Below are 21,226 nucleotides of genomic sequence, written 5' to 3'. Positions count from 1 at the left end.
GAAAATACGATGAACACCTCAGGTAATTGGGGTGTTTTATCGCTGTGCGACCATGGTCCGGGGTTCACTTCTATGCGTAAAACCGTTAAAATGGGGGTATTGTTGAGAATTCATTCAATAAAATTAATTGGAGCAAAGGATGGAGGACCAGATGGCGAAACAACAGATCGGTGTCATTGGACTTGCAGTAATGGGCAAAAATTTGGCCCTTAACATTGAAAGCAGAGGTTTCACGGTATCGGTATTTAACCGTTCCCCGGAGAAAACCAACGATCTTCTGAAAGAAGCCGAAGGTAAAAACCTGACAGGCACATTCTCTATTGAAGAGTTTGTGGCATCCCTGGAATCCCCGCGCAAAATCCTGATTATGGTACAAGCTGGTTATGCAACCGACGCTACCATTGAACAACTGCTTCCTCATTTGGATGAGGGCGACATCATTATTGATGGCGGTAACGCATACTTCCCTGACACCCAACGTCGCAGCAAAGAGCTGGAAGACAAAGGCATTCGCTTCATCGGTACAGGTGTATCCGGTGGGGAAGAAGGCGCGTTGAAAGGCCCGGCAATTATGCCAGGTGGACAAGAGAGTGCGTACAAGCTGGTTGAACCGATCCTGACAGCCATTTCGGCCAAAGTCGGGGACGATCCTTGTTGTACATACATCGGACCGGACGGTGCCGGACACTATGTGAAAATGGTGCATAACGGTATCGAGTACGGAGATATGCAGTTGATTGGTGAAGCTTACCACTTGCTCAAATCTGTATTGAACGTATCCGTTGAAGAGTTGCATGAGATCTTCACCGAGTGGAATCAAGGGGAGCTGGACAGCTACCTGATCGAAATCACTGCAGATATCTTCTCCAAATATGATCCAGAAACAGGCAAACCGATGGTTGACGTCATTCTGGACGCGGCTGGACAAAAAGGAACAGGTAAATGGACAAGCCAAAGCGCGTTGGATCTCGGCGTTCCATTGTCCATGATTACGGAATCCGTATTCTCCCGTTTCCTGTCTGCTATGAAGGACGAGCGTGTAGCAGCTAGCAAAATTCTGAATGGACCAGCAACTGAAGCGTTCTCTGGCGACAAAAAAGCGTTCATCGAGAATGTTCGCAAAGCCCTGTTTGCAAGTAAAATCGTATCCTACGCACAAGGCTTTGCCCAAATGCGCGCAGCTTCCGACGAGTATGGCTGGGATCTGAAATACGGCAACATCGCCATGATCTTCCGTGGTGGCTGCATCATCCGTTCCCAGTTCCTGCAAAACATTAAAGAAGCGTATGACAAAGATGCAGCACTGAAAAACCTGCTTCTGGATCCATACTTCCAAAACATTGTTGAATCCTACCAAGGTGCATGGCGTGAAGTTGTAGCTGCTGCGGTAACTCAAGGCGTTCCGGTTCCTGGGTTCTCCAGCGCATTGTCCTACTACGATAGCTACCGTACAGAGCGTTTGCCTGCAAACCTGCTGCAAGCACAACGTGACTACTTTGGCGCTCATACGTTCAAACGTCTGGACAAAGAAGGCAGCTTCCACCACAACTGGATGGAATAGTAGCGTATACGCAAGTCCGTGAAATCTGGCTAAAGTGTCCTGAATGAGGGGCCTTGGCTTGAAGCTAGGCATGGACAGAAGCTTGGAAAGGGGACTTGGAGAGTCGGTTCATACCGATGAGCTCCAGGTCTCTTTTTTATCGTATGTGTAAGCTGATCTGAGTTCGTTGAAATCGTTGGGAGTTCATGGACATGCTTCGATATGCTCTGGAATTGCTTGCGGATGCTTATAAGGAAGTCGGTCACTATGGCCTTCCCCCGTCCGCAGGGCTGTGTTATGATAGGACAAAAGTGCTCACGAATTGCTTGAATTAAAGGAGTGTACACCTTGAGCAAGTCTAACAATATTATTCTCATCGGCATGATGGGAACTGGCAAATCAACCGTTGCTGACATGCTCGCACGCGAGCTGGGTTACCGACTGATTGATGTGGACGCCGCGGTGGAAAAAGAGGAAGGCTGTACGATTCCTGAATTGTTCACAGGCAAGGGAGAGACGTATTTTCGCGATGCCGAGAGTCGCATGTTGTGCTCGGTGTTAGAGAAAAAGGCGCAGGTGATTGCAACCGGAGGCGGTGTGGTTCTGCGTTCGGACAACTGTGATGTTATGTCGAAGAACGGCTGGGTGGTTGCCCTGACTGCGGATCCGGCAGTGATCGTAGAACGCGTCAGCGGCTGTGATAACCGTCCGCTCTTGGCAGGCAATGCCGAGGAACGTATTCAGACGATTATGCAGGAACGGAAGGACGCATATCGGTTTGCACATTACACAGTGGATACAACTGAGTTATCCGCTTCTGAAGTGACTCGTTTAATTTTAGCGCATTACCGCGTCTAAGCTTGTAATTATGTGGAGGAAGATATGCCGACGGATTTAAAGTGGTGAATGGGGACGTGTTACCGCAGTAGATTGAAGTGAAAAACGGGCCGATTGGCCCGTTTGACTGACGGTAAGGATCAGAATGCACAGTGGTTATAGAAAAATGCTGAATACAGCTATTTTATCCTAACCTTTAACCCCGATCCTGATGCTCTTTATTCTTCCTCTTGCCATTGCAGCATGCCGCCAACCATATTGGTGCAGCCATCATATCCGAGCTGCTGCAAGTACTCACAGGCACGCTCGCTACGGTATCCACTGCGGCAGATTAGAACAATCTCACCGGACTTTTGAATTTCGGACAGTCTGTCCGGAATCTGTCCAAGCGGGATGTGCTTGGCGCCCTCGATCATGCCTTGTGCGACTTCATCGTCCTCACGGACGTCTATCATCTGCAGCTTCTCTCCCGCCTGCAAACGGCGGCGCAGCTCAGAAGGTTCAATTTCAGCAATTTGTGTCATATTCAGGTCCTCTTTTCTGTATGGACTTAACGCCTATAATGATACCCAAGCGATGTATGGAATGTCAATTTGGCAGTTCAACATCACCGCATGTATCCTGAACCAAATAGGTAACAGGATCATCTAACGAAGCACATTATGATCAATGAAGGAGAATTTCATCCATGGACGTTATCGTTAAACCAACCCCATCTCTGAACGGGGAAATTGGAGCTTTGTCTTCCAAAAACTACACCACACGCTACTTGCTTGCTGCTGCGCTGGCAGATGGCACAAGTACGATCCATTACCCGGCTCATAGTGAAGATAGTGACGCTATGCGCAGATGTATTCGTGATCTTGGAGCGGTTCTTGAAGAAGATGATAGCAAAATCGTTATCCAAGGCTTCGGCAGCCATCCGCGTGATGTGCGTGAATTAAATGTAGGTAATGCGGGTGCAGTACTGCGTTTCCTGATGGGGATAACGGCACTTTGTCCAGAGGTTACGTTTGTAAATACGTACCCGGATTCTCTTGGCAAACGCCCACATGATGACCTGATCGATGCACTTGGTCAGCTCGGCGTTGAGGTGCAGCATGAACAAGGACGCTTGCCAATTACAATCAAAGGGGGTCAGGCCAAGGGTGGACATATCCGTGTATCCGGTTCGGTCAGCTCCCAGTATTTGAGCGCGTTGCTGTTTGTAACTCCTCTTTTGGCCGAAGACAGCACGATTGAAGTATTAAACGACTTGAAATCCAAAGTGGTCATCGGTCAGACGCTGGAAGTATTGGAACAGGCGGGCATCGTCATTCATGCGAGTGATGATTACATGTCCTTCCGCGTACCTGGCGGTCAAGCCTATAAACCGCAAACATATACCGTTCAAGGAGACTATCCGGGTTCAGCTGCAGTCCTCGCGGCAGCGGCTGTTACTCAATCGGATGTTAAAATTTTGCGATTGATGGAACAGAGCAAACAGGGTGAGCGTGCCATTGTTGACGTTCTGCGCATGATGGAAGTGCCGTTGACGCATGAGAACGATGTGGTACATGTTCAAGGAAACGGGAGATTGAAAGCCGTGGAATTCGACGGAGATGCCGCCACAGACGCGGTTTTGGCGATGGTAGCGGCTGCTGTGTTTGCGGAAGGCACCTCACGGTTCTATAATGTAGAGAACTTACGTTACAAGGAATGTGACCGAATTACGGATTATTTGAACGAACTGCGGAAGGCAGGAGCCAATGTAGAGGAACGTCAGGCCGAGATTATCGTACACGGTCGTCCGGAAGGCGTCGAAGGCGGCGTTGAGATTAACGCTCACTACGATCATCGCGTAATTATGGCACTGACCGTTGTTGGTCTGCGTTCCAAAGAACCGCTTCGTATTCGGGATGCACACCATGTAGCCAAGTCTTATCCCCAATATTTCGATCATTTGCAGGCGCTTGGCGCCTCGGTTCAATGGGTAAAAGAGTAAAATAACACGTTTAAGAAGTTGTTCAAAAAACCGCTTCATCCCATCTTCTCGGTACTGAAAACCGGTCTTTTTGAACACGCACTTTAAGCAGAAAAGGATGGTGCTTGAACATGGAATTTAACAATCCTACTCGTGAAGAAATTGGACAAATTTTGCGCAAGGCAGGCAACATTGCAGTCGTCGGCTTATCGGACAAATCAGATCGCACTTCCTATATGGTAGCGGAAGCGATGCAAAGCAGAGGTTATCGCATCATCCCGGTAAATCCACAGGTACAAGGTGAGATTCTCGGTGAGACAGTATATGCAACCCTCGCGGATATCCCTGAGCCGGTAGATATCGTGAATGTATTCCGCCGCGATGAATATTGCGCAGATGTCGCTCGTGAAGCTGCGGCGATCAAAGCAAATGTACTGTGGCTTCAGCTTGGTATCCACAGCGATGAAGCCGTACAGATTGCTGCTGAGAACGGCATGACAGCGGTAACGAATCGTTGTATCAAGGTAGAGGATTCCATCGTTCTGCGCGGTGCTGGACGCGGTTAAATCTCGATCACTTAATCCCGTTAACCTCGAGTTGACGGGATTTTTCTGTTGTATACTTGGAATATTGAATAAATGACCAACAGGTTACTGTTTTGCTTTGACAAAACGTTGCGTAAAGCTTACCATCTAGGATAGAAAGGAGAGGTCGCCATGAATTGGCTCGGATCCTTGCAGCAGCTCGGACGAGCGGTAATGCTGCCTACAATGGTCCTTCCCGCCGCCGCAATTTTGCTGAGTGTTGGCAGTTTGCCCTGGGACGCCTGGGGATTGAAAGTTGTTGGTGAAGTGTCTACCGTGGCCGGACACGGTATTTTTTATTTTTTGCCGTATTTGTTCGCTGTCGGTGTAGCGCTGGGACTCTCCAACCAGGCCGGACAAGCGGGACTCGCTGCTCTGGCTGGTATTGTGATATATGATCAGGTGACTCGCAATTTCGGGGATGGCACCGTTCAACCTGCTTCCTTAATCGGAATTATTCTCGGTGCACTTGCCGGGGTGACGCATAATCGGTTCAAAAGTATTAAACTGCCCGAAATCTTACAGTTTTTCGGTGGTTCGAGGTTTGTTTTGCTCATCGTAGGGCTGTGCTCGGCACTGTTCTCCTTCTTTATGTTATGGATCGCACCCATTTTGCAACATGCATTGAACGCCATCGCCACCTGGGAATACAGTCTCGGCGGTTTTGGGCTGTTTATATATGGGGTCCTGTACAGGGTGTTGGTGGCCTTCGGACTGCATCATCTGCTGAACAATGTGTTCTGGTTCCAACTGGGGACGTATGAAACAGCAGACGGCAATATTGTGCAAGGGGATTTGCCGCGATTTTTTGCGGGTGATCCAACAGCAGGGTATTTTATGGCCGGGTTATTCCCGATCATGATGTTTGCGATTCCAGCGATTGCCTTTGCGATTATTCAGGAGGCAAGGGAAGACCTGAAGCCGAAAATCAAAAAAACATTTCTTACTTCCGCACTTGTTTGTTTTCTGACAGGGGTATCGGAGCAGATTGAGTTTGCCTTTTTGTTTGCGGCACCCTATCTGTTCATCGTGCATGCAGTCATGTCGGGACTTGCGATGTGGATCAGTTACTGGCTTGATATACGCCATGGGTTCTCCTACTCGGCTGGCATTATTGACTACATACTCAATTTCCATCTATCGGAGAATGCTTGGAAGCTCATACCGATTGGCATACTATATGGGTTGGTCTATTATTTCCTGTTTAGGTGGGCGATTCGCACGTTCAAGATTCCAACTCCAGGACGCGAAGAGGGGTCCATGCTGGAAGATTGGGTAGGTAACATTCCTTATCAAGCTCCTCTCATTTTGGAAGCATTGGGCGGGAAAGAAAACATTGTGCAGGTAGAGGCCTGCATTACACGACTTCGACTCACCGTGCATAATGATCGATTAATCGATACAGGTGCAATGAAGAGTATGGGGTCTGCAGGGCTGATCAAGCTGGGTGGCGGTAACGTACAAGTGGTATTTGGCACCTATTCGGAATTAATCCGGGAAGAGATTGCGAAGCTGCTTGAACGGGATCTGCAACAAGTTCTGTTCTGTGCGCCTGTGCAGGGTAAAATGCTGCCGATTGAAGAGGTGCCGGATCAGATATTTGCAGCCAAGCTTGTGGGCGATGGTGTAGCCTTTGTCCCGGAAAAGGGAGAGCTGGTCTCGCCTGTGTACGGAACGATTATGCACATGTATCCGACAATGCATGCCTTGGGCATTTCGACTCGGGAAGGGCTTGAGGTGCTGCTGCATATCGGTATCGACACTTCCCAACTGAAAGGCCACTTTGAAGCCTTTGTTCAGGAAGGGGACACGGTGGAGCCGGGGCAGTTGTTAATCAAGTTTGACCTAGCTGTACTGCGAGCCGAGGCGGCATCGCTGACGACACCAATGGTGATCACGAATCCCGATCGTGTCAAATCATGGAGCTTTGCTCCATTTAAGCAAGTTAAGAAAGGTCAGGCATCCGTTATGTCCGTGGTGCTCTATGACAGGAACGTTGGAGGGGTAGAATGAAGATACAAGGCATCAACGGCGCTGCAGGCATAGCCATCGGCAAAGCATTTGTCCTGCCCAGTTGGGAATGGGATCTGCCGGATCAGAAGATGGATTCAGTGGATCTCGCCCAAGAGTTCGAACGGCTGTACGAGGGCATACGGACATCGAAGGATGAGATTGAATATATCAAGAACGAGTTCAAGGAAGTGGTCGGTCCTGAAGAGTCCAGCATCTTTGATGCGCATCTGGCTATTCTGGAAGATCCGGTGTTCATGAACGAAATTCGCGGCATTATTGAACGGCAGTACAAAGCAGCAGAAGTAGCCGTCAAAGAAGCCATTGATCATTTTGTCACCATGTTCGATCTGCTTGACGACGAGTATATGAAGGAGCGGGCGATCGACATTAAGGATGTGGGTAACCGTCTGTTAAAACATCTGCTGGGCGCACCGGAAATTACGCTCCCATCGGATACCCAGCCTTATATACTCGTGGCCAAAGAGCTGTCGCCCTCTCAATTGGCGCATTTGAATCCAAGCCACGTGCTGGGCATTGTGACACTTATCGGAGGCAAAACGTCACATTCGGCAATTATGGCTCGTGCCCTTGGCATTCCTCTCGTTTCCGGTCTGGAGGCGAGTCTTGGCATGCCGGTAGAGACCGGAGATATGTTGGTTGTCGATGGAGATAACGGCCTCGTCTTTACGGAGCCGGACCGCAAGACGATTGAACGTTACACGATGATTCGCAGCAAACAACTGAAGAAAAAAGAACAGCTGCAGGTACTTGCAACAGTGGATGCCGTAACTAAAGACGGTTCCGTTCTGCATCTGGCTTCTAACATCAGTTCCGTCAAGGAACTGGATATGGCACTGAAACATGGGGCGAAGGGCGTGGGGTTGTTCCGGACAGAGTTCCTATACATGGACCGTGCTACGTTCCCTGGTGAGCAGGAACAGTATGAGGTCTATCGTCTTGTCGCTGAGAAAACTGCAGGTCAGTCTGTCGTTATTCGTACGCTAGATATTGGTGGTGACAAGCAGCTAGACTACTTTGAACTGCCAGAAGAAGATAATCCATTTCTCGGATATCGTGCGATTCGGATCAGTCTGGACCGCAAAGATCTTTTCAAAACGCAGCTCACAGCCATTCTGCGTGCCAGTGCTGCGGGCAATGTCAAAATTATGTACCCGATGATTTCTTCGGTAGAAGAACTTCAGGAGGCCAATGAAATCCTGCGTGAAGCGATGTCTGATCTGGACGAGCGAGAATTGCCGTACGATCCGCATATTCAGGTGGGCATCATGATTGAGGTTCCCGCAGCGGTGATGATAGCCGATCTGCTTGCCGAGGAAGCTGATTTCTTCAGTATTGGTACCAATGATCTAGTGCAATATGTACTGGCTGTGGACCGAATGAATGAGCAGATTGCACATATGTATCATCCGTATCACCCGGCTGTACTGCGCATGCTTCGTGCAACAGTGGAGGCGGCTCACACGGCAGGCATTGATGTCAGTGTATGCGGAGAGATGGCAGGAGACGAGCGCTCGATTCCCCTATGGCTGGAGCTGGGGATCAGCAATCTGAGCATGTCTCCACAATCTTTGCTGCGTGTGAAGCACAGGGTATTGAATACGACGGCTGCTGCTGCCAAAGAGGCAGCTCATGATTGCTTCACTTTGCGGACAAGTGCAGATATCGAACAGCGTTTGCAGGTCTTCAATGATTCGATGGGCAGTCCGGATGAACAGAGTGGATCGAACGCATCTTGAATAGGATATTTTCAAATAAATACCTTTAAGTGAAAATATTAACTTTTGTATAGTTTTGGAAAATAGTCTTATTTCAACGATAAAGCCCCACGCCATATTGGCGAGGGGCTTTGTTTTATTTTTCAGCAAGGGCATCGCAAAATGCTTTGCCATACGGCGGAAGGTCAGGTGGACGACGAGCTGAAATGATGTGTCCATCCACAACAACGGCTTCATCTTTCCAGATGGCTCCCGCGTTTTCCATGTCATCCCGGATGCCTGGTGTAGAAGTCACCGTAACCCCGTCCAGTATTTTGGCGGATATCAGTACCCAGCCTGCATGACAGATCTGTCCAATCGGCTTACGATCCACATGCATTTCCTTGACGAGTTCAAGTACTTTAGGATAGCGACGAAGCTTGTCCGGTGCCCAGCCGCCGGGTACAAGAATACCATCATATTGTGAACTATCGAGTTCATCAAAACTGTATTCCGCCTCGGCGGGAACACCATATTTACCAATGTAGGTTTTGCCTTTCTTCTCTCCGGCGAGATGCACCTCAGCGCCTTCTTCACGGACACGATGCACCGGATACCACAGTTCCAGATCTTCGAATTCCTCATCGACCAGGGCGATGACTTTTTTGCCTGTTAATCTCATCATCATCTCTCCTTTTGCGGTAATTAGCACATAGCGTCTTTATTGTAACAGATTATCAAGGTGACTTCATCGTCATGCAATCTAGCGATCGGGGAAGCGATTACAACTCAATGAACGCCTACATTCGACAACCTTCTTCTGGAGACGGTGGTAATTTGTGCAACCTATGGTGTATAGCAGGATTTGAGCGGAAATAGGTCGAATGGTATCTGTATAAGAGTATGGAACGAATGGGGTGATGACTGTGCGTAAGACGTGCAGATGCGGACATGTAATGGAACTGGAATTAAGAACGGTGGTATATGCCAAAAAGGTGGAGATTCGTAACGTACCTGTATTTGCTTGTACGGATTGCGTTTCCTATGAAGTGCTTCAGCCGGTCAAGCCGGATTTGAAAGAGTGCATCAGTACACTTGGTGAACAGCCTGCGAAACAGGATGTATCATTTGGAGAGCGAAATGAACTTGCGGATCTCTTTCATGAACAGCTGCTGGCCTGGCCGGACGCTACGGACCGTGAGATGGAGCATCGGATGCAACGTGCTGTGGAGGAGAGAATTAACCTGCTGCTGGATATTATGGGTTACGCCCAAAACTCTAATGATGAAGAATGGATCGAGACAACACAGCGCAGATTAGGTCAATTATCCGGCTTTGTATGGCAGGCGCACTTCTCGAATGCTGTCTAATTTTGACGTGCAAAATGCTTGTTTTCATGAAAATTGGCTTTTTCGCCCGCTTTTTGTTAAGATATCGTAGAGTGAAAACGCTCAACATAGCGGTAATCCTGGTAAAGGGGGATGTATATCAAATGGCTGACATGACTAAAATGACAAGTATTGAACAGCTAAACTCCGCAGTGGAGGCTACCGAGGATCAACCTTTGCTTCTGTTTAAGCACAGTACACGCTGCCCGATCAGTGCGAACGCCTATCAGGAGATGAACAATTATTTGCAAAATAGTCCAAATGAACAAGTGAAATACGGTATCATCTATGTAGTGGAAGACCGCCCTGTATCCAATGAAGCAGCGGACAAGCTGGGTGTTAAGCACGAATCTCCGCAGGCGATTCTAGTCAAAAAGGGAATTCCTGTATGGCATACTTCCCACTCGGATATTACTTCAACCACAATCACGAAAGCACTGCGTGAGTCCTAAAGCCTATTTTAATTGATTAATGCATAAATTTGTCGTAATATAAATCTTAATGAAAATGGTATGAAAATTTACTGGTAATGGAGAGAAGTACTGTGACGGTAACCATTTATGATGTGGCACGTGAAGCCGGTGTCTCTATGGCAACGGTATCACGGGTTGTTAATAATAACCCTAATGTTAAGCCACAGACACGCAAAAAAGTATATGAAGCCATCGATCGGTTGGGATATCGTCCGAATGCGGTAGCCAGAGGTCTGGCGAGCAAGAAGACAACCACGGTCGGGGTCGTTATTCCGGACATTTCGAACTCAACCTTTGCAGAGATTGCTCGCGGAATTGAAGATATTGCGAATATGTATCACTACAACATTATTTTGTGTAACGCGGATAAGAAGAAAGAAAAAGAAATTCGTGTAATTAACACGTTGCTCGAGAAACAAGTGGACGGTCTGCTCTTCATGGGTGGAACTGTGACGGACGAGCACATTCAAGCGTTCCAATCAGCGGCTGTACCGATCGTTCTCTGTGCAACAAGTGACGAGAAGGGCACATACCCTTCTGTAGATATCGATCATGAAGCAGCGGCATTTGACGCTGTAAATACGTTGATCCGTCATGGACACAAGGAAATCGCAATGATCAGTGGTACCCTGCAAGATCCTGCCAACGGTTATGCTCGTTTCCAAGGGTACAAGAAAGCGCTTGAAGCAGCAGGTATGGAATATCAGGAGGATCTCGTACGCATTGGTAACTATCGTTATGAATCCGGTGTGGAAGCGATGAAGTATTTCCTCGGATTGAAGAAAAAACCATCAGCAATCTTCGCTGCAACAGATGAGATGGCAATTGGTGCGATTCACAGCATTCAGGATGAAGGTCTGAAAGTTCCAGATGACTTCTCTATCATTAGTGTGGATAACATTCGTATGGCTTCCATGGTTCGTCCTCAGTTGACTACTGTAGCTCAACCGATGTATGACCTGGGCGCTGTAGCCATGCGTTTGCTGACCAAGCTCATGAAGAAAGAAAACGTGGAGAACCCACGGGTTATCTTGCCGCATGAAACGATTCTTCGTCTGTCTGTAAGCCACGCAGACGTCGTTTAAATCAGGCGTTGAGGTTCATCGTCATTTCTAATTGAAATGGAAGATGATTGAAGAAAGGGAGAAGGCATTCTCTCTACATAGTGGAATGACGAAAGCTCCGGAAACGGAGCTTTTGTGCTGAATGGGCAGAATGTAGAATGCTATATAGGAGGTCAGAACATGCGTGAAACAATCGGTATCATTGGTGCAATGAATGAGGAAGTCGAACTTCTCTTGGCTGGTATGAAACAACTAGAGACTGTAAAACAAACCGGGATTACCTATGTTGCAGGCGAATGGCTGGGTAAACAGATTGTAGTCTGCAAATCAGGCGTGGGGAAAGTAAATGCGGCTGTGACGACACAGATTTTGATTGATCGTTTTCAGGTCAACCGTATTATTTTCACAGGTGTTGCAGGTGCAGTTCATCCAAAGTTGAATATTGGAGATATGGTCATCTCGTCCGAATGTGTACAGCATGATATGGATGTGACTCCACTTGGATTTGAGCGCGGGGTTATTCCTTACCAGGAGACGTCCGCCTTCCCGGCGGAAGCATCCCTTATCGCATTAGCTGAAGAAGCCTGCAAAGCGCAGGGAGCGAACTATCTGATCGGCAAAGTGCTGTCAGGAGATCAATTCATTGCAAGCAAGGATACGGTGAAAATGCTGTATACCGAAATGAATGGGGCATGTGCGGAGATGGAGGGAGCTGCCGTAGCGCAAGTGAGCTACATGAATCGTGTTCCGTTCGTTATACTTCGCGCAATGTCTGACAAGGCGGATGGATCAGCACATGTGAACTTTGCCGAGTTTACGGTGGAGTCTTCCCAGCGCTCTCACCGTATTGTGGAACATATGCTGGAACATATGTAAACCGTTAAGGTTTACGCATGTTGAACATCATAAAGGCTTATAAGCCAACAAAAAACCGCTTATTTCGTAGCAGATCATCCATGATGAACCTGTTTACGAAGAGCGGTTTTTCTATGTATACGTATTGAGAAATCATCCATGTGAATTCGTGATTAGTACATAAAACGATGGCGGAATCGCACGCGGTCGAACTGTTCTTCCGATTCGATGGGCACTTGGCTGCCAATACGGACCATGAGACAGTTTGCCGGATGTGAACAAATCTCGGGATCGTCGGTGGCGTACCAGGTCATGTCTACAGTTTGCATCAATTTTTCCATCATCTTGCGGTAGTCCCACACGGAAAGGGCGCTGCCCTTCAGATCCCAGTGCCAGTAATATTCTGTCGTAAATACGATATATTTCTCCATCTGTTTATTTTCAAACGCAGTGAGCAGCATTTCCCGTCCAATCCCCAGCGATCGATAGGCATCTGCAACCTCAATGGCGCCAAGCTCAATCAAATCAGTCATATTGCCTTCCGACCAACGCTCGCATTCATCAGCATAATGGAAAGTCACATAACCAACAATGGTCTCATTCTCCCGTGCAATGATGATTCGACCTTCAGGCAATGCGGCAATTTCGGACAATGCCTCCTGCTGTTCCGAAGGGCGCCTGAAGGCATCCAGATCGGTATGAAATTCAAGCTGCTTAATCGTCTCAGCCAGAACGGGCCCCTCAATGATGATTCGGTGGCCGGACTTGAAGATGGAACGCATATGATGCTCCTTAATATGCTCCATAGTTCATGCTCCTCTCTCCCCCTACTTATAGAGGTTGTTCAAAAAGTCCGCTTTTGATTACGAAGGATGCCTAGTGGCATCATCAGCATCGAATATGGAATTCAGCCGAAATGTCCGTTGCTCACGTAGTTTTCCCTACGCTCCGCTACTCCATTTCTAGCTTCATCCCATCTTCTTGGTACTGAAAACCGACCTTTTTAAACACATATTTATAGCAAAAAACCAAAAATTTGAAAAGCCATAGACGATGATTGAAAAGATTTGCTATAATTGCGTAGACAAAAAATGTTCACAAATCAACTGCAGTTTGGGTTCATCGGTTTGGCCTGGCAAGTACATGATGAGAAGTTCTCTCTACTAATGTAAGCGCTAACTGGAAGTTCAGTCAACACAAAGGCAATCAGAAGTGACCCATAATGGGAATCGAAATGTCGAGTTGAAGGAGGCTGGCAAGCATGAGTCAAGCACATGGTGAGATGCTGCAAACGGTTGTGTCTGAATCTAATCTGGGCGATTACACAGAGGCCCGAAGCCGGTTTGATTGGGAATCGGTTGAAAGGCACTTTACGTGGCACGCCAGCGGGAAAGTCAACATGGCGCATGAAGCGATAGATCGTCATGTGCTGGAAGGAAGAGGCGGAAGAACGGCATTATTATACAGCGATGCTTCGCGTGAAGAGGCATACACGTTTGCTGATTTGAGCGAGCAGTCGAGTCGCTTCGGTAACGTTCTGCGCAAATATGGCATAGCCAAGGGAGATCGGGTATTTATTTTTATGCCACGGAGTCCTGAGCTCTATTTTAGTCTGTTAGGCATATTGAAGGTTGGGGCTATTGCAGGTCCGCTATTTGAAGCCTTCATGGAAACTGCGGTGAAGGACCGGCTGGAGGATAGCGGAGCCGTGGCACTGGTAACGACCCCTCAATTACTTGGACGAATCAAACGTTCGGAATTGCCTGAACTGAAGCATATTTTTGTTGTAGGTGGAGGTCCGCAGACGGAAGAAGGTCTTATCGACTTTGATGCAGAGATGTCTGCGGCGTCGGATGATATGGAAGTGGAGTGGCTGACTCGTGAAGACGGTCTGCTCATTCACTATACTTCCGGTTCTACTGGCAAACCGAAAGGTGTTTATCATGTGCAGAATGCGATGATTCAGCATTATTATACCGGCAAGGTTGTACTTGATTTGCGTGAGGATGACGTATACTGGTGCACAGCCGATCCAGGCTGGGTAACAGGTACCTCCTACGGGATTTTTGCACCGTGGTTGAATGGTGTGACCAACGTTATTCGCGGGGGACGTTTCAGTCCGCAAGATTGGTACAGCACCATTGAGAAAAACAAAGTCAGCGTATGGTACAGTGCGCCGACGGCTTTCCGCATGTTGATGGGAGCGGGCGAGGAGACCATTGCACAGCATGATCTGAGCAGTCTTCGTCATGTCATGTCTGTCGGTGAGCCGCTTAATCCAGAAGTGGTCCGTTGGGGCTGGAAAGCCTATGGACAGCGAATTCATGATACCTGGTGGATGACGGAGACGGGGGGACAGTTAATCTGTAACTACCCGGGCATGCCAATCAAACCAGGTTCCATGGGACGTCCTTTACCGGGGATTGAAGCAGCCATTATCGATGATCGAGGACAGGAACTGCCGCCATACAGTATGGGGAACCTGGCTATTCGTACTTCCTGGCCTTCTATGATGGCGAAGATCTGGAATAACCCGGCCAAATACGAGGAGTACTTCCGACTTTCTGGCTGGTATGTATCCGGTGATTCCGCTTATATGGACGAAGATGGCTACTTTTGGTTTCAGGGCCGGATCGATGATGTCATTAACTCTTCCGGTGAACGCATTGGCCCCTTTGAGGTGGAGAGCAAGCTCGTAGAGCACCCTGCGGTAGCAGAGGCAGGCGTTATCGGCAAACCGGATGTAACTCGCGGAGAGATCATCAAGGCCTTTGTGGCACTGCGTGAGGGGTATGAGCCGACACCGGAGCTGAAAGAAGAGATCTATCGATTTGTAAAAGAGGGCTTGTCTGCTCACGCCGCTCCGCGTGAGATTGAGTTCAAGGATAAACTGCCCAAGACCCGCTCCGGCAAGATTATGCGCCGGGTGTTGAAAGCTTGGGAGCTGGATCTGCCAACAGGCGATCTATCGACCATTGAAGATTAAAGAGTAAACCAGCGGATGCAACGTGTCTGCCTGTCCATAATTCAAAGCCTGATCCGTATCTCAATGCGGATCAGGCTTTTTGCTTTGGAGTATCCATGAATAACAAAACCCCATCCTCATGATGCGAGAATGGGGTCAAGAGTGGAGTTAGGATCTCTGTATTACGGTTGGAAATGCACGGCTCCAGACGGCTCAGATTCGCCTATGCTGTTGCTGGCGGATACCTTGAACCATCCACTGGTGGATGCAGGCACTCCGTAGTCCATGGAGGTACCTGAAGTTGTGCCAATTTTGGTGTAAGGGGCTGCCCCTGTCTCACTAAAATATACAGCATAACTTTGAACACCATCTGCTTCCGGATTGGAGGCCCATTGAATGCGCAGTCCTTGGGAGAGCGCCGACACGCTCACTTGGCCTGGTGTAGCTGGAGCCGTAGTTGCGGCGTTCTCATTCTGAGAGTCTTCCGGTGTAACAACTGTTCCCGGAACATTAATCGGTTCATTTATTTCTTCATCTGCAGGAGGCTCTACCATTCCTGCACTGCTAACTGCTGCGCTAGGAGCAGACTCACGACCCGCTACATCCACTGCTGTCACGTAGAACGCAAAGTTTCCACCTTGTGCATATGCGGTAAATGATCTGGACTCACCTGTCAGGACAACCTGCCCCTGATTCTGGAATCCAGCGCCATTTACTGAACGATACAGGCGATAACCAACCACGTCACTTTCAGGTGTTGCATTAAACGTAATCACGGCGTTCCCGTTGGCAACGGAAATTCTCACATTGCCTGGTGCATCCGGTGCTTTGCCGTTATCCGTTCTTGGATCGATCTGTGTCGGCATGTCTGCATCGGCATCTTCCGGCAGGTAATATGCAAGTGATTCGTGACGACTCATACGTGAGAATGCACTTTGCAGTTCCTTGATGAGATCAGAGATCGGTTTCTTACGTTTGACAACGGTTTTCTCTTTCGTCATATCTCCGGGTGTTTCATCACGCGGAATGTAGTTGACACCATTGTAAGTGATATATTTGGCTTTGGCGACGCCATCATCGCTGTCCTTCGGCACAAATTTGCTATTGAAAATATCAGTGACAAATCGGTCGGTCAGAGAGGTTGGCAATTTGCCACTATAAGCCGATACGGTTCGTGTCTCGATTCCGGATGGTTTCTTGAACGAATCGGTTACGAACATCTCTTTGTCTGTAGCGATAACTTGATTCATGATTTGCGTCCACAGCTGTTGTGCACGTTTCTTCTGTGATTTGGTCTCCAGTGTGTTTACCGGCTGTTTGTATCCAACCCATACACCCAATGTGACATCCGGCGTATAGCCTTCAAACCAGACATCGGCGTAGTTTTGAGTTGAACCCGTTTTGCCTACGATAGGCACACTCTTGGAGTACTTGTAATTTTCACGAACTTTATCGGCTGTACCTTCCGTAATAACGGTGCGAAGCATATCTGTCATCAGGTATGCCGTCTGTTCTGAGAAAGCTTGAACAGGTTCTGCATCGTGTTTATATACGATATTCCCTTTTGAGTCTACAATTTTGCTGATCATATAGGAATCATTGTACACACCCTTGTTGGCAATAGCTCCATAGGCATTAGTGAGCTCTTCAACGGTAACACCGTACTGAAGTCCTCCAAGAACACCAGTCTGGGCTTGATAATCTGCCGGCTGGATGGTGGTAATCCCCAGCTTCTTGGCAAAAGCCCATGATTTGTCGATACCAACTTCTTCGTTGAATAGCTTCAGCGCAGGCACATTCAGCGAGTAGTTGAGTGCTCTACGGGCAGTCACAAGTCCCTGGTAGCGATTGTTGGCATTTTTCGGAATATGGAATCCGGTCTGGCCGTCCTTCAGAATTATCGGTGAATCATCAATAATGGAGGCCGGTTGAACAAGTCCTTCATCCAGTGCAGGCAGATAAGCGGCAATAGGTTTCATAGTTGAACCTGGCTGACGCACCATCTGGGTTGCATAGTTCATCTGCTCATCCTGGAAATCACGACCTTCAATCATGCCGAGAATGGCGCCTGTTTTATGATTGATCAACATGGCAGCAGTCTGTTCTTTTCCCTTCACGGGATCGTCAGCAGCGAAATTACTGTCATCTTCGGCAATGGTACGCATCGTTTTGTAGATACTCTTGTTGATGGTCGTGTAGATACGATATCCGCCTGTACGCAATTGCTGCTGAGCTTCTTCCAGCAGGGCACTGCTTTCTTTTTGCGGTGTATCTGTACCCGTATCCTTGGCTGTATCCGCTTTGGCATCCGTGCCTTCAGCTTTATCCGAATTGAGTTGCATCAAAATCTGTGCAGCTTGACGCTCTGTTTCCATCATAAGGTATGGATAAGTATTGTAAGCTTTGATGGTTTTGGGTGCGAGTGAACTCTTGATGTCAAAAGCAAGAGCTTCGTCATACTCGGATTGATTAATTTTGCCCAATTCCAGCATACGGCGCAAGACCAGATGCTGACGATTAATTGCACGCTCAAAATTTTCCTCAACAAAGTCGCCTTTTCCATTAAAGGCAGAATAAGAGGAGGGGAGCTGAGGCAATCCTGCCAGATAGGCAGCCTGAGCCGTGTTTAATTTGCTCAAATCATTAATATTGAACAGTCCTTTGGCAGCTGCCTTGACTCCATATACGTTATATCCACTGGAGCCGTTACCAAAAGGAACCTTGTTCAAATAGGCTGTCATAATTTCATCTTTGGTCAGGAAACGTTCGAGTCGGAGCGAAAGTAAGATTTCTTTCACTTTCCGGTCCTCGGTTCGATCCAAATTGAGGAATACACGCCGGGCCAATTGCTGAGTCAGTGTGCTGCCGCCGGTCTGAACAGATTCTTTTAGCACTTTCTGTTTCACGGCACGGAGCGTTCCGCTCATGTCTACACCTTTATGTTCGTAAAAATGATTGTCTTCAATCGAAATGACTGCATCAATAACGTTCTGCGGGATCTGGTCAGAGGTGACCGGACGCCTGTCTTCTTCTGTTCGTAATTGACCGATCGGACTGCCGTCGGCAAAGTAAGCAAAGCCTGTGATGGAGTTTTCGCTGACTTTTTGTTCAATCAGCGCCCTTGAACGGACGGGTTCGTCTTTTACAATGGAACTGACGTATCCCATCAGAGCACCGCCTACGAATAGTACCCCCATGAATCCCAGGACAACCATCCATTTGACGAAACTACCCAGTCTGCGGGCAAAGCTGCGCTTGCGGACAGGCTGTTCATCGGGCTTTTTCTTATTAACATCAACCATTCAGTGTCTTCCTCCTTTTAACAGCACTTATTATAGCATAAAAAGGCTGGTTTGCATGCCTGAGAAATACAAGCAATGGTCGAAAATTGCCATTCTTTCTTGGATTATAATATATATCATGCGGAATTGAGTTGCATATCATGAGAAGTCGTGGAGAATTTCAATAAAACGTGGAGACAGCATGTCTACACCGTTGCTATGGCGGAAAGATGAGTTGAGGGAAAAAGGCCGTAACTGTACATTTCGCACAGTACGGCCTCATGATTTCCTTTTGAATGACGTTTTTTTAGAATATAGAAAAGCTTTGCAAATTAGGTCCTGAAACGCTGAATCAGCTCGAGCAGTTCCTGTGTAAGCTTAGCAAGCGCAGCAGAGGCGGCTGTAACTTCTTCCATCGCTGCAAGCTGCTCCTCGGAGGCAGCTGCCACACTTGAGGCGTGATCTGCCGTCTCGTGACCTATGGTTTTGAGCTGTTCCAATGTGGCGTCCACCTGCTGTGATCCAGCAGACATTTGCTCAGCGATGGCGGAGACATCCTCAATCTGGATATTCACATCGGAAATCTGTGAAGAAATAGAGAGGAACAGTTCTCCACTTTCATTAATTACATCGGCAATATGAAGGACTTCGGAATTTCCTTTTTCCATATTTGCGACAAGGGAGAGTACTTCTTGTTGAACGGTATGAATCAATACTGCGATCTGTTCGGCGGACGTGCGTGACTGTTCGGCCAAATTGCGAATTTCAGATGCTACCACACCGAATCCACGTCCGTGCTCGCCTGCTCTCGAAGCTTCAATTGATGCGTTAAGGGCAAGAAGATTAGTTTGGCGACTTACTTCACTAATCATGTCTGTTATGTTCCCAATCTGCGCCGAACGCTGACGAAAGTTCTCCAGTGCAGACATGGACCCCTGTGCAGAAGAAGTCGCGGAGTCCACCATTCGCATAGCAGACTGAATCTTGTCCGATCCTGCCGCAGTTTGGTCAGCCACGCTTCGCGAAGATTCAGCTACATCTGCTGCGGCTTGTGCAATGCGGCCAATACCTGTCGTAATCTCATTCATGGCACGTGAAGTCTCTTGAAGCTCATGCATTTGCGTGCCGGCCTTTTGAGCAACGTCCTGACCTGTTGAAGCAATGACCTCAGCGGCCTTACCCGTTTCCTCTGCACTGGCTGTCAGCTGTTGGGAAGTGGAACCCACAGATAAAGCATGCTCCGATATCACGGAAATGGTATGGCGGAGCGTATCCATCATCTGATTCAAATGGCCTGACATCACGCCGAACTCATCTTTGGAATAGACAGGAAGCTTCTGTGTAAGATCTCCATCTGCGAGTTGCCCGGCAACCGTATTGACCCGATTCACTTGCCTTACAATGTACAGGATTGTGTAAGTCACAACACCACCAAGCAACAGCAAAGCGAGAAACGCAATGATAACGGACCAGGTCAGGCTATCGTAGAAGGGTTGCAAAATATGACGTTTGGGCAGGGCTGACACGAGATACCAGTTCGAATCCGTTCCTTGCAACTGAGCAGGCTCCGCAATAAACAGTTCTTGCTCTGATCCATCCGTGACGTAAAACTGACGCTCGCCTGTTTGAATCCGTTTAATGACGTTTTGAATCTCTGTCGGGATTACTGCGTCTTCCTTCGCCAATTCCGGATGGGTTCCATGCGCAGCTATTTTTCCATCACTTGTAACCAGCATCGCGTAGCCGTTATCCGGATTTAGTGAAGATATATTCTGTTGAAAGCGTTCAATGGAGAAGTCGGCTCCGACAATGCCAAGAAACGTATTATTCTCATCCAGTAAAGGCAGGACGATGGAGACAAGCAAAGTTTCCTTTCCAGATACGGTGTAGGTGGTTGGCTCAGACCAGTAGGCGGATTTACTCTTTTTGGGCTCCTGATAGTATCTGCTGGTTTTACCTTCTCCCTCATAGGTCGTCAGAGGTTCCACGTGCAGGGTATTCCCATCACGTATCACGTAAGGAACGAAGCGGCCGGTGTCATCGTCATAAACGGTCTTATTCATATTCTCTGTATCTTTTCCGTCGAACGCATCAGGTTCCCAACCGGTATAAAATCCGAAAACCTTATCATCTTTTTTTAAGTATTGTTCCAGAAGGTGGACGATCTCTTTGCGGTCAAGCGACCCTGTACGAGCTGAATCCACTAATGTGGTACGTATTGTATCAAGGGTGTTTTTCACTTGGTTCATTTCAACCATGAATTCATTTTGAGCTCGGTCTGATGCTTGTGCAGCAACGGTTTCACCGTACTGAACGCTCTTGTCGTAGATCATTTTGGTATTAAATGCAATGAGTGTTCCAATACAGCACAATAATACGACTCCCAGTAACAGTCCGAGTTTGACAGCCAGTTTGCGATCGCTCAGAAACTTTATCATGTGATCCCCCCCATGTTTCTCTTTAGATGTACGATGTGTTATTCAGTTCTCCGAAAGGGAGTGTATATTTTATATCGTTACTTGGGGGTTCATAATGTATATTCAGGTAA

At 47.9% G+C, this 21,226-nt stretch carries 16 protein-coding genes; 11 read left to right on the top strand and 5 right to left on the bottom strand.

Annotation, left to right across the window (positions count from 1 at the left end; translation table 11 throughout):
• The first annotated feature begins 151 nt into the window (after positions 1–151).
• On the top strand, positions 152–1,561 hold the full coding sequence (gene gndA / locus BMY78_RS17430; RefSeq protein WP_090901137.1) for an NADP-dependent phosphogluconate dehydrogenase: 1,410 nt from the start codon (positions 152–154) through the stop codon (positions 1,559–1,561).
• 327 nt (positions 1,562–1,888) lie between these two features.
• Positions 1,889–2,398, top strand: a complete 510-nt coding sequence (locus BMY78_RS17425) for a shikimate kinase (RefSeq protein ID WP_256222175.1) — start codon at positions 1,889–1,891, stop codon at positions 2,396–2,398.
• A 197-nt stretch (positions 2,399–2,595) separates the two neighbouring features.
• Here the strand turns inward: BMY78_RS17425 and BMY78_RS17420 are convergent, their stop codons facing one another.
• Complete coding sequence (locus BMY78_RS17420; protein ID WP_090901134.1) at positions 2,596–2,901, bottom strand: rhodanese-like domain-containing protein; 306 nt, start codon at positions 2,899–2,901, stop codon at positions 2,596–2,598.
• Between the two features lie 164 nt (positions 2,902–3,065).
• Here BMY78_RS17420 and aroA point away from each other — a divergent pair, with 164 nt between their 5' ends.
• From aroA to ptsP, 4 genes are all read left to right on the top strand, one after another.
• The gene (gene aroA, locus BMY78_RS17415; protein WP_090901131.1) at positions 3,066–4,361 is read left to right on the top strand and encodes a 3-phosphoshikimate 1-carboxyvinyltransferase; all 1,296 of its coding nucleotides are present in this window, start codon (positions 3,066–3,068) and stop codon (positions 4,359–4,361) included.
• Between the two features lie 110 nt (positions 4,362–4,471).
• Positions 4,472–4,906, top strand: coding sequence for a CoA-binding protein (locus tag BMY78_RS17410; RefSeq protein WP_024631155.1), 435 nt, complete (start codon positions 4,472–4,474; stop codon positions 4,904–4,906).
• A 150-nt stretch (positions 4,907–5,056) separates the two neighbouring features.
• Entirely contained in the window at positions 5,057–6,937 is a 1,881-nt protein-coding gene (locus tag BMY78_RS17405; protein WP_063565571.1) for a glucose PTS transporter subunit IIA, read from the top strand.
• Positions 6,934–8,694, top strand: a complete 1,761-nt coding sequence (gene ptsP, locus BMY78_RS17400) for a phosphoenolpyruvate--protein phosphotransferase (RefSeq protein WP_090901128.1) — start codon at positions 6,934–6,936, stop codon at positions 8,692–8,694. The genes BMY78_RS17405 and ptsP overlap by 4 nt, the downstream gene beginning before the upstream one ends.
• Positions 8,695–8,809: 115 nt before the next feature.
• Here the strand turns inward: ptsP and BMY78_RS17395 are convergent, their stop codons facing one another.
• A complete protein-coding gene (locus BMY78_RS17395) occupies positions 8,810–9,337 on the bottom strand; it encodes a type 1 glutamine amidotransferase domain-containing protein (RefSeq protein ID WP_090901125.1) in 528 nt (175 codons plus the stop codon).
• Positions 9,338–9,608: 271 nt separating this feature from the next.
• On the opposite strand from BMY78_RS17395, the gene BMY78_RS17390 reads away from it, so the two are divergent.
• The 4 genes from BMY78_RS17390 (at position 9,609) to BMY78_RS17375 (ending at position 12,453) form a co-directional block, all read left to right on the top strand.
• Entirely contained in the window at positions 9,609–10,022 is a 414-nt protein-coding gene (locus tag BMY78_RS17390; protein WP_090901122.1) for a hypothetical protein, read from the top strand.
• Positions 10,023–10,144: 122 nt separating this feature from the next.
• Positions 10,145–10,492 (top strand): bacillithiol system redox-active protein YtxJ, encoded by a 348-nt coding sequence (ytxJ, locus tag BMY78_RS17385; RefSeq protein WP_090901119.1) that lies wholly within the window; start codon positions 10,145–10,147, stop codon positions 10,490–10,492.
• A 92-nt stretch (positions 10,493–10,584) separates the two neighbouring features.
• Positions 10,585–11,598 carry a catabolite control protein A gene (gene ccpA / locus BMY78_RS17380; protein WP_024631149.1) on the top strand — a complete coding sequence of 338 codons (1,014 nt, stop codon included), beginning with the start codon at positions 10,585–10,587 and terminating at the stop codon, positions 11,596–11,598.
• A gap of 159 nt (positions 11,599–11,757) precedes the next feature.
• Entirely contained in the window at positions 11,758–12,453 is a 696-nt protein-coding gene (locus BMY78_RS17375; protein ID WP_090901116.1) for a 5'-methylthioadenosine/adenosylhomocysteine nucleosidase, read from the top strand.
• 152 nt (positions 12,454–12,605) lie between these two features.
• Here BMY78_RS17375 and BMY78_RS17370 read toward each other — a convergent pair whose 3' ends face one another.
• Positions 12,606–13,238 (bottom strand): GNAT family N-acetyltransferase, encoded by a 633-nt coding sequence (locus BMY78_RS17370; RefSeq protein WP_090901113.1) that lies wholly within the window; start codon positions 13,236–13,238, stop codon positions 12,606–12,608.
• Positions 13,239–13,693: 455 nt separating this feature from the next.
• Between BMY78_RS17370 and acsA the strand changes: the two genes are divergently transcribed.
• Positions 13,694–15,418 carry an acetate--CoA ligase gene (acsA, locus tag BMY78_RS17365; protein ID WP_090901109.1) on the top strand — a complete coding sequence of 575 codons (1,725 nt, stop codon included), beginning with the start codon at positions 13,694–13,696 and terminating at the stop codon, positions 15,416–15,418.
• A gap of 161 nt (positions 15,419–15,579) precedes the next feature.
• Here the strand turns inward: acsA and BMY78_RS17360 are convergent, their stop codons facing one another.
• Complete coding sequence (locus BMY78_RS17360; protein WP_090901106.1) at positions 15,580–18,699, bottom strand: transglycosylase domain-containing protein; 3,120 nt, start codon at positions 18,697–18,699, stop codon at positions 15,580–15,582.
• Between the two features lie 311 nt (positions 18,700–19,010).
• The gene (locus BMY78_RS17355; RefSeq protein WP_090901103.1) at positions 19,011–21,116 is read right to left on the bottom strand and encodes a methyl-accepting chemotaxis protein; all 2,106 of its coding nucleotides are present in this window, start codon (positions 21,114–21,116) and stop codon (positions 19,011–19,013) included.
• Between the last annotated feature and the right edge of the window lie 110 nt (positions 21,117–21,226).

This window comes from Paenibacillus sp. OK076 (assembly GCF_900110055.1).
Classification (GTDB): domain Bacteria; phylum Bacillota; class Bacilli; order Paenibacillales; family Paenibacillaceae; genus Paenibacillus.
The sequence above is the reverse complement of the archived record's forward strand: the minus strand, read 5'-3'. Positions and strand labels throughout refer to the sequence as shown.

Coding starts and splice junctions, on each gene's coding strand:
- gndA (WP_090901137.1), top strand. CDS start 152: ATGGCGAAACAACAGATCGGTGTCATTGGACTTGCAGTAATGGGCAAA.
- BMY78_RS17420 (WP_090901134.1), bottom strand. CDS start 2,901: ATGACACAAATTGCTGAAATTGAACCTTCTGAGCTGCGCCGCCGTTTG.
- aroA (WP_090901131.1), top strand. CDS start 3,066: ATGGACGTTATCGTTAAACCAACCCCATCTCTGAACGGGGAAATTGGA.
- BMY78_RS17410 (WP_024631155.1), top strand. CDS start 4,472: ATGGAATTTAACAATCCTACTCGTGAAGAAATTGGACAAATTTTGCGC.
- BMY78_RS17405 (WP_063565571.1), top strand. CDS start 5,057: ATGAATTGGCTCGGATCCTTGCAGCAGCTCGGACGAGCGGTAATGCTG.
- ptsP (WP_090901128.1), top strand. CDS start 6,934: ATGAAGATACAAGGCATCAACGGCGCTGCAGGCATAGCCATCGGCAAA.
- BMY78_RS17395 (WP_090901125.1), bottom strand. CDS start 9,337: ATGATGAGATTAACAGGCAAAAAAGTCATCGCCCTGGTCGATGAGGAA.
- BMY78_RS17390 (WP_090901122.1), top strand. CDS start 9,609: ATGGAACTGGAATTAAGAACGGTGGTATATGCCAAAAAGGTGGAGATT.
- ytxJ (WP_090901119.1), top strand. CDS start 10,145: ATGGCTGACATGACTAAAATGACAAGTATTGAACAGCTAAACTCCGCA.
- BMY78_RS17375 (WP_090901116.1), top strand. CDS start 11,758: ATGCGTGAAACAATCGGTATCATTGGTGCAATGAATGAGGAAGTCGAA.
- BMY78_RS17370 (WP_090901113.1), bottom strand. CDS start 13,238: ATGGAGCATATTAAGGAGCATCATATGCGTTCCATCTTCAAGTCCGGC.
- acsA (WP_090901109.1), top strand. CDS start 13,694: ATGAGTCAAGCACATGGTGAGATGCTGCAAACGGTTGTGTCTGAATCT.
- BMY78_RS17360 (WP_090901106.1), bottom strand. CDS start 18,699: ATGGTTGATGTTAATAAGAAAAAGCCCGATGAACAGCCTGTCCGCAAG.
- BMY78_RS17355 (WP_090901103.1), bottom strand. CDS start 21,116: ATGATAAAGTTTCTGAGCGATCGCAAACTGGCTGTCAAACTCGGACTG.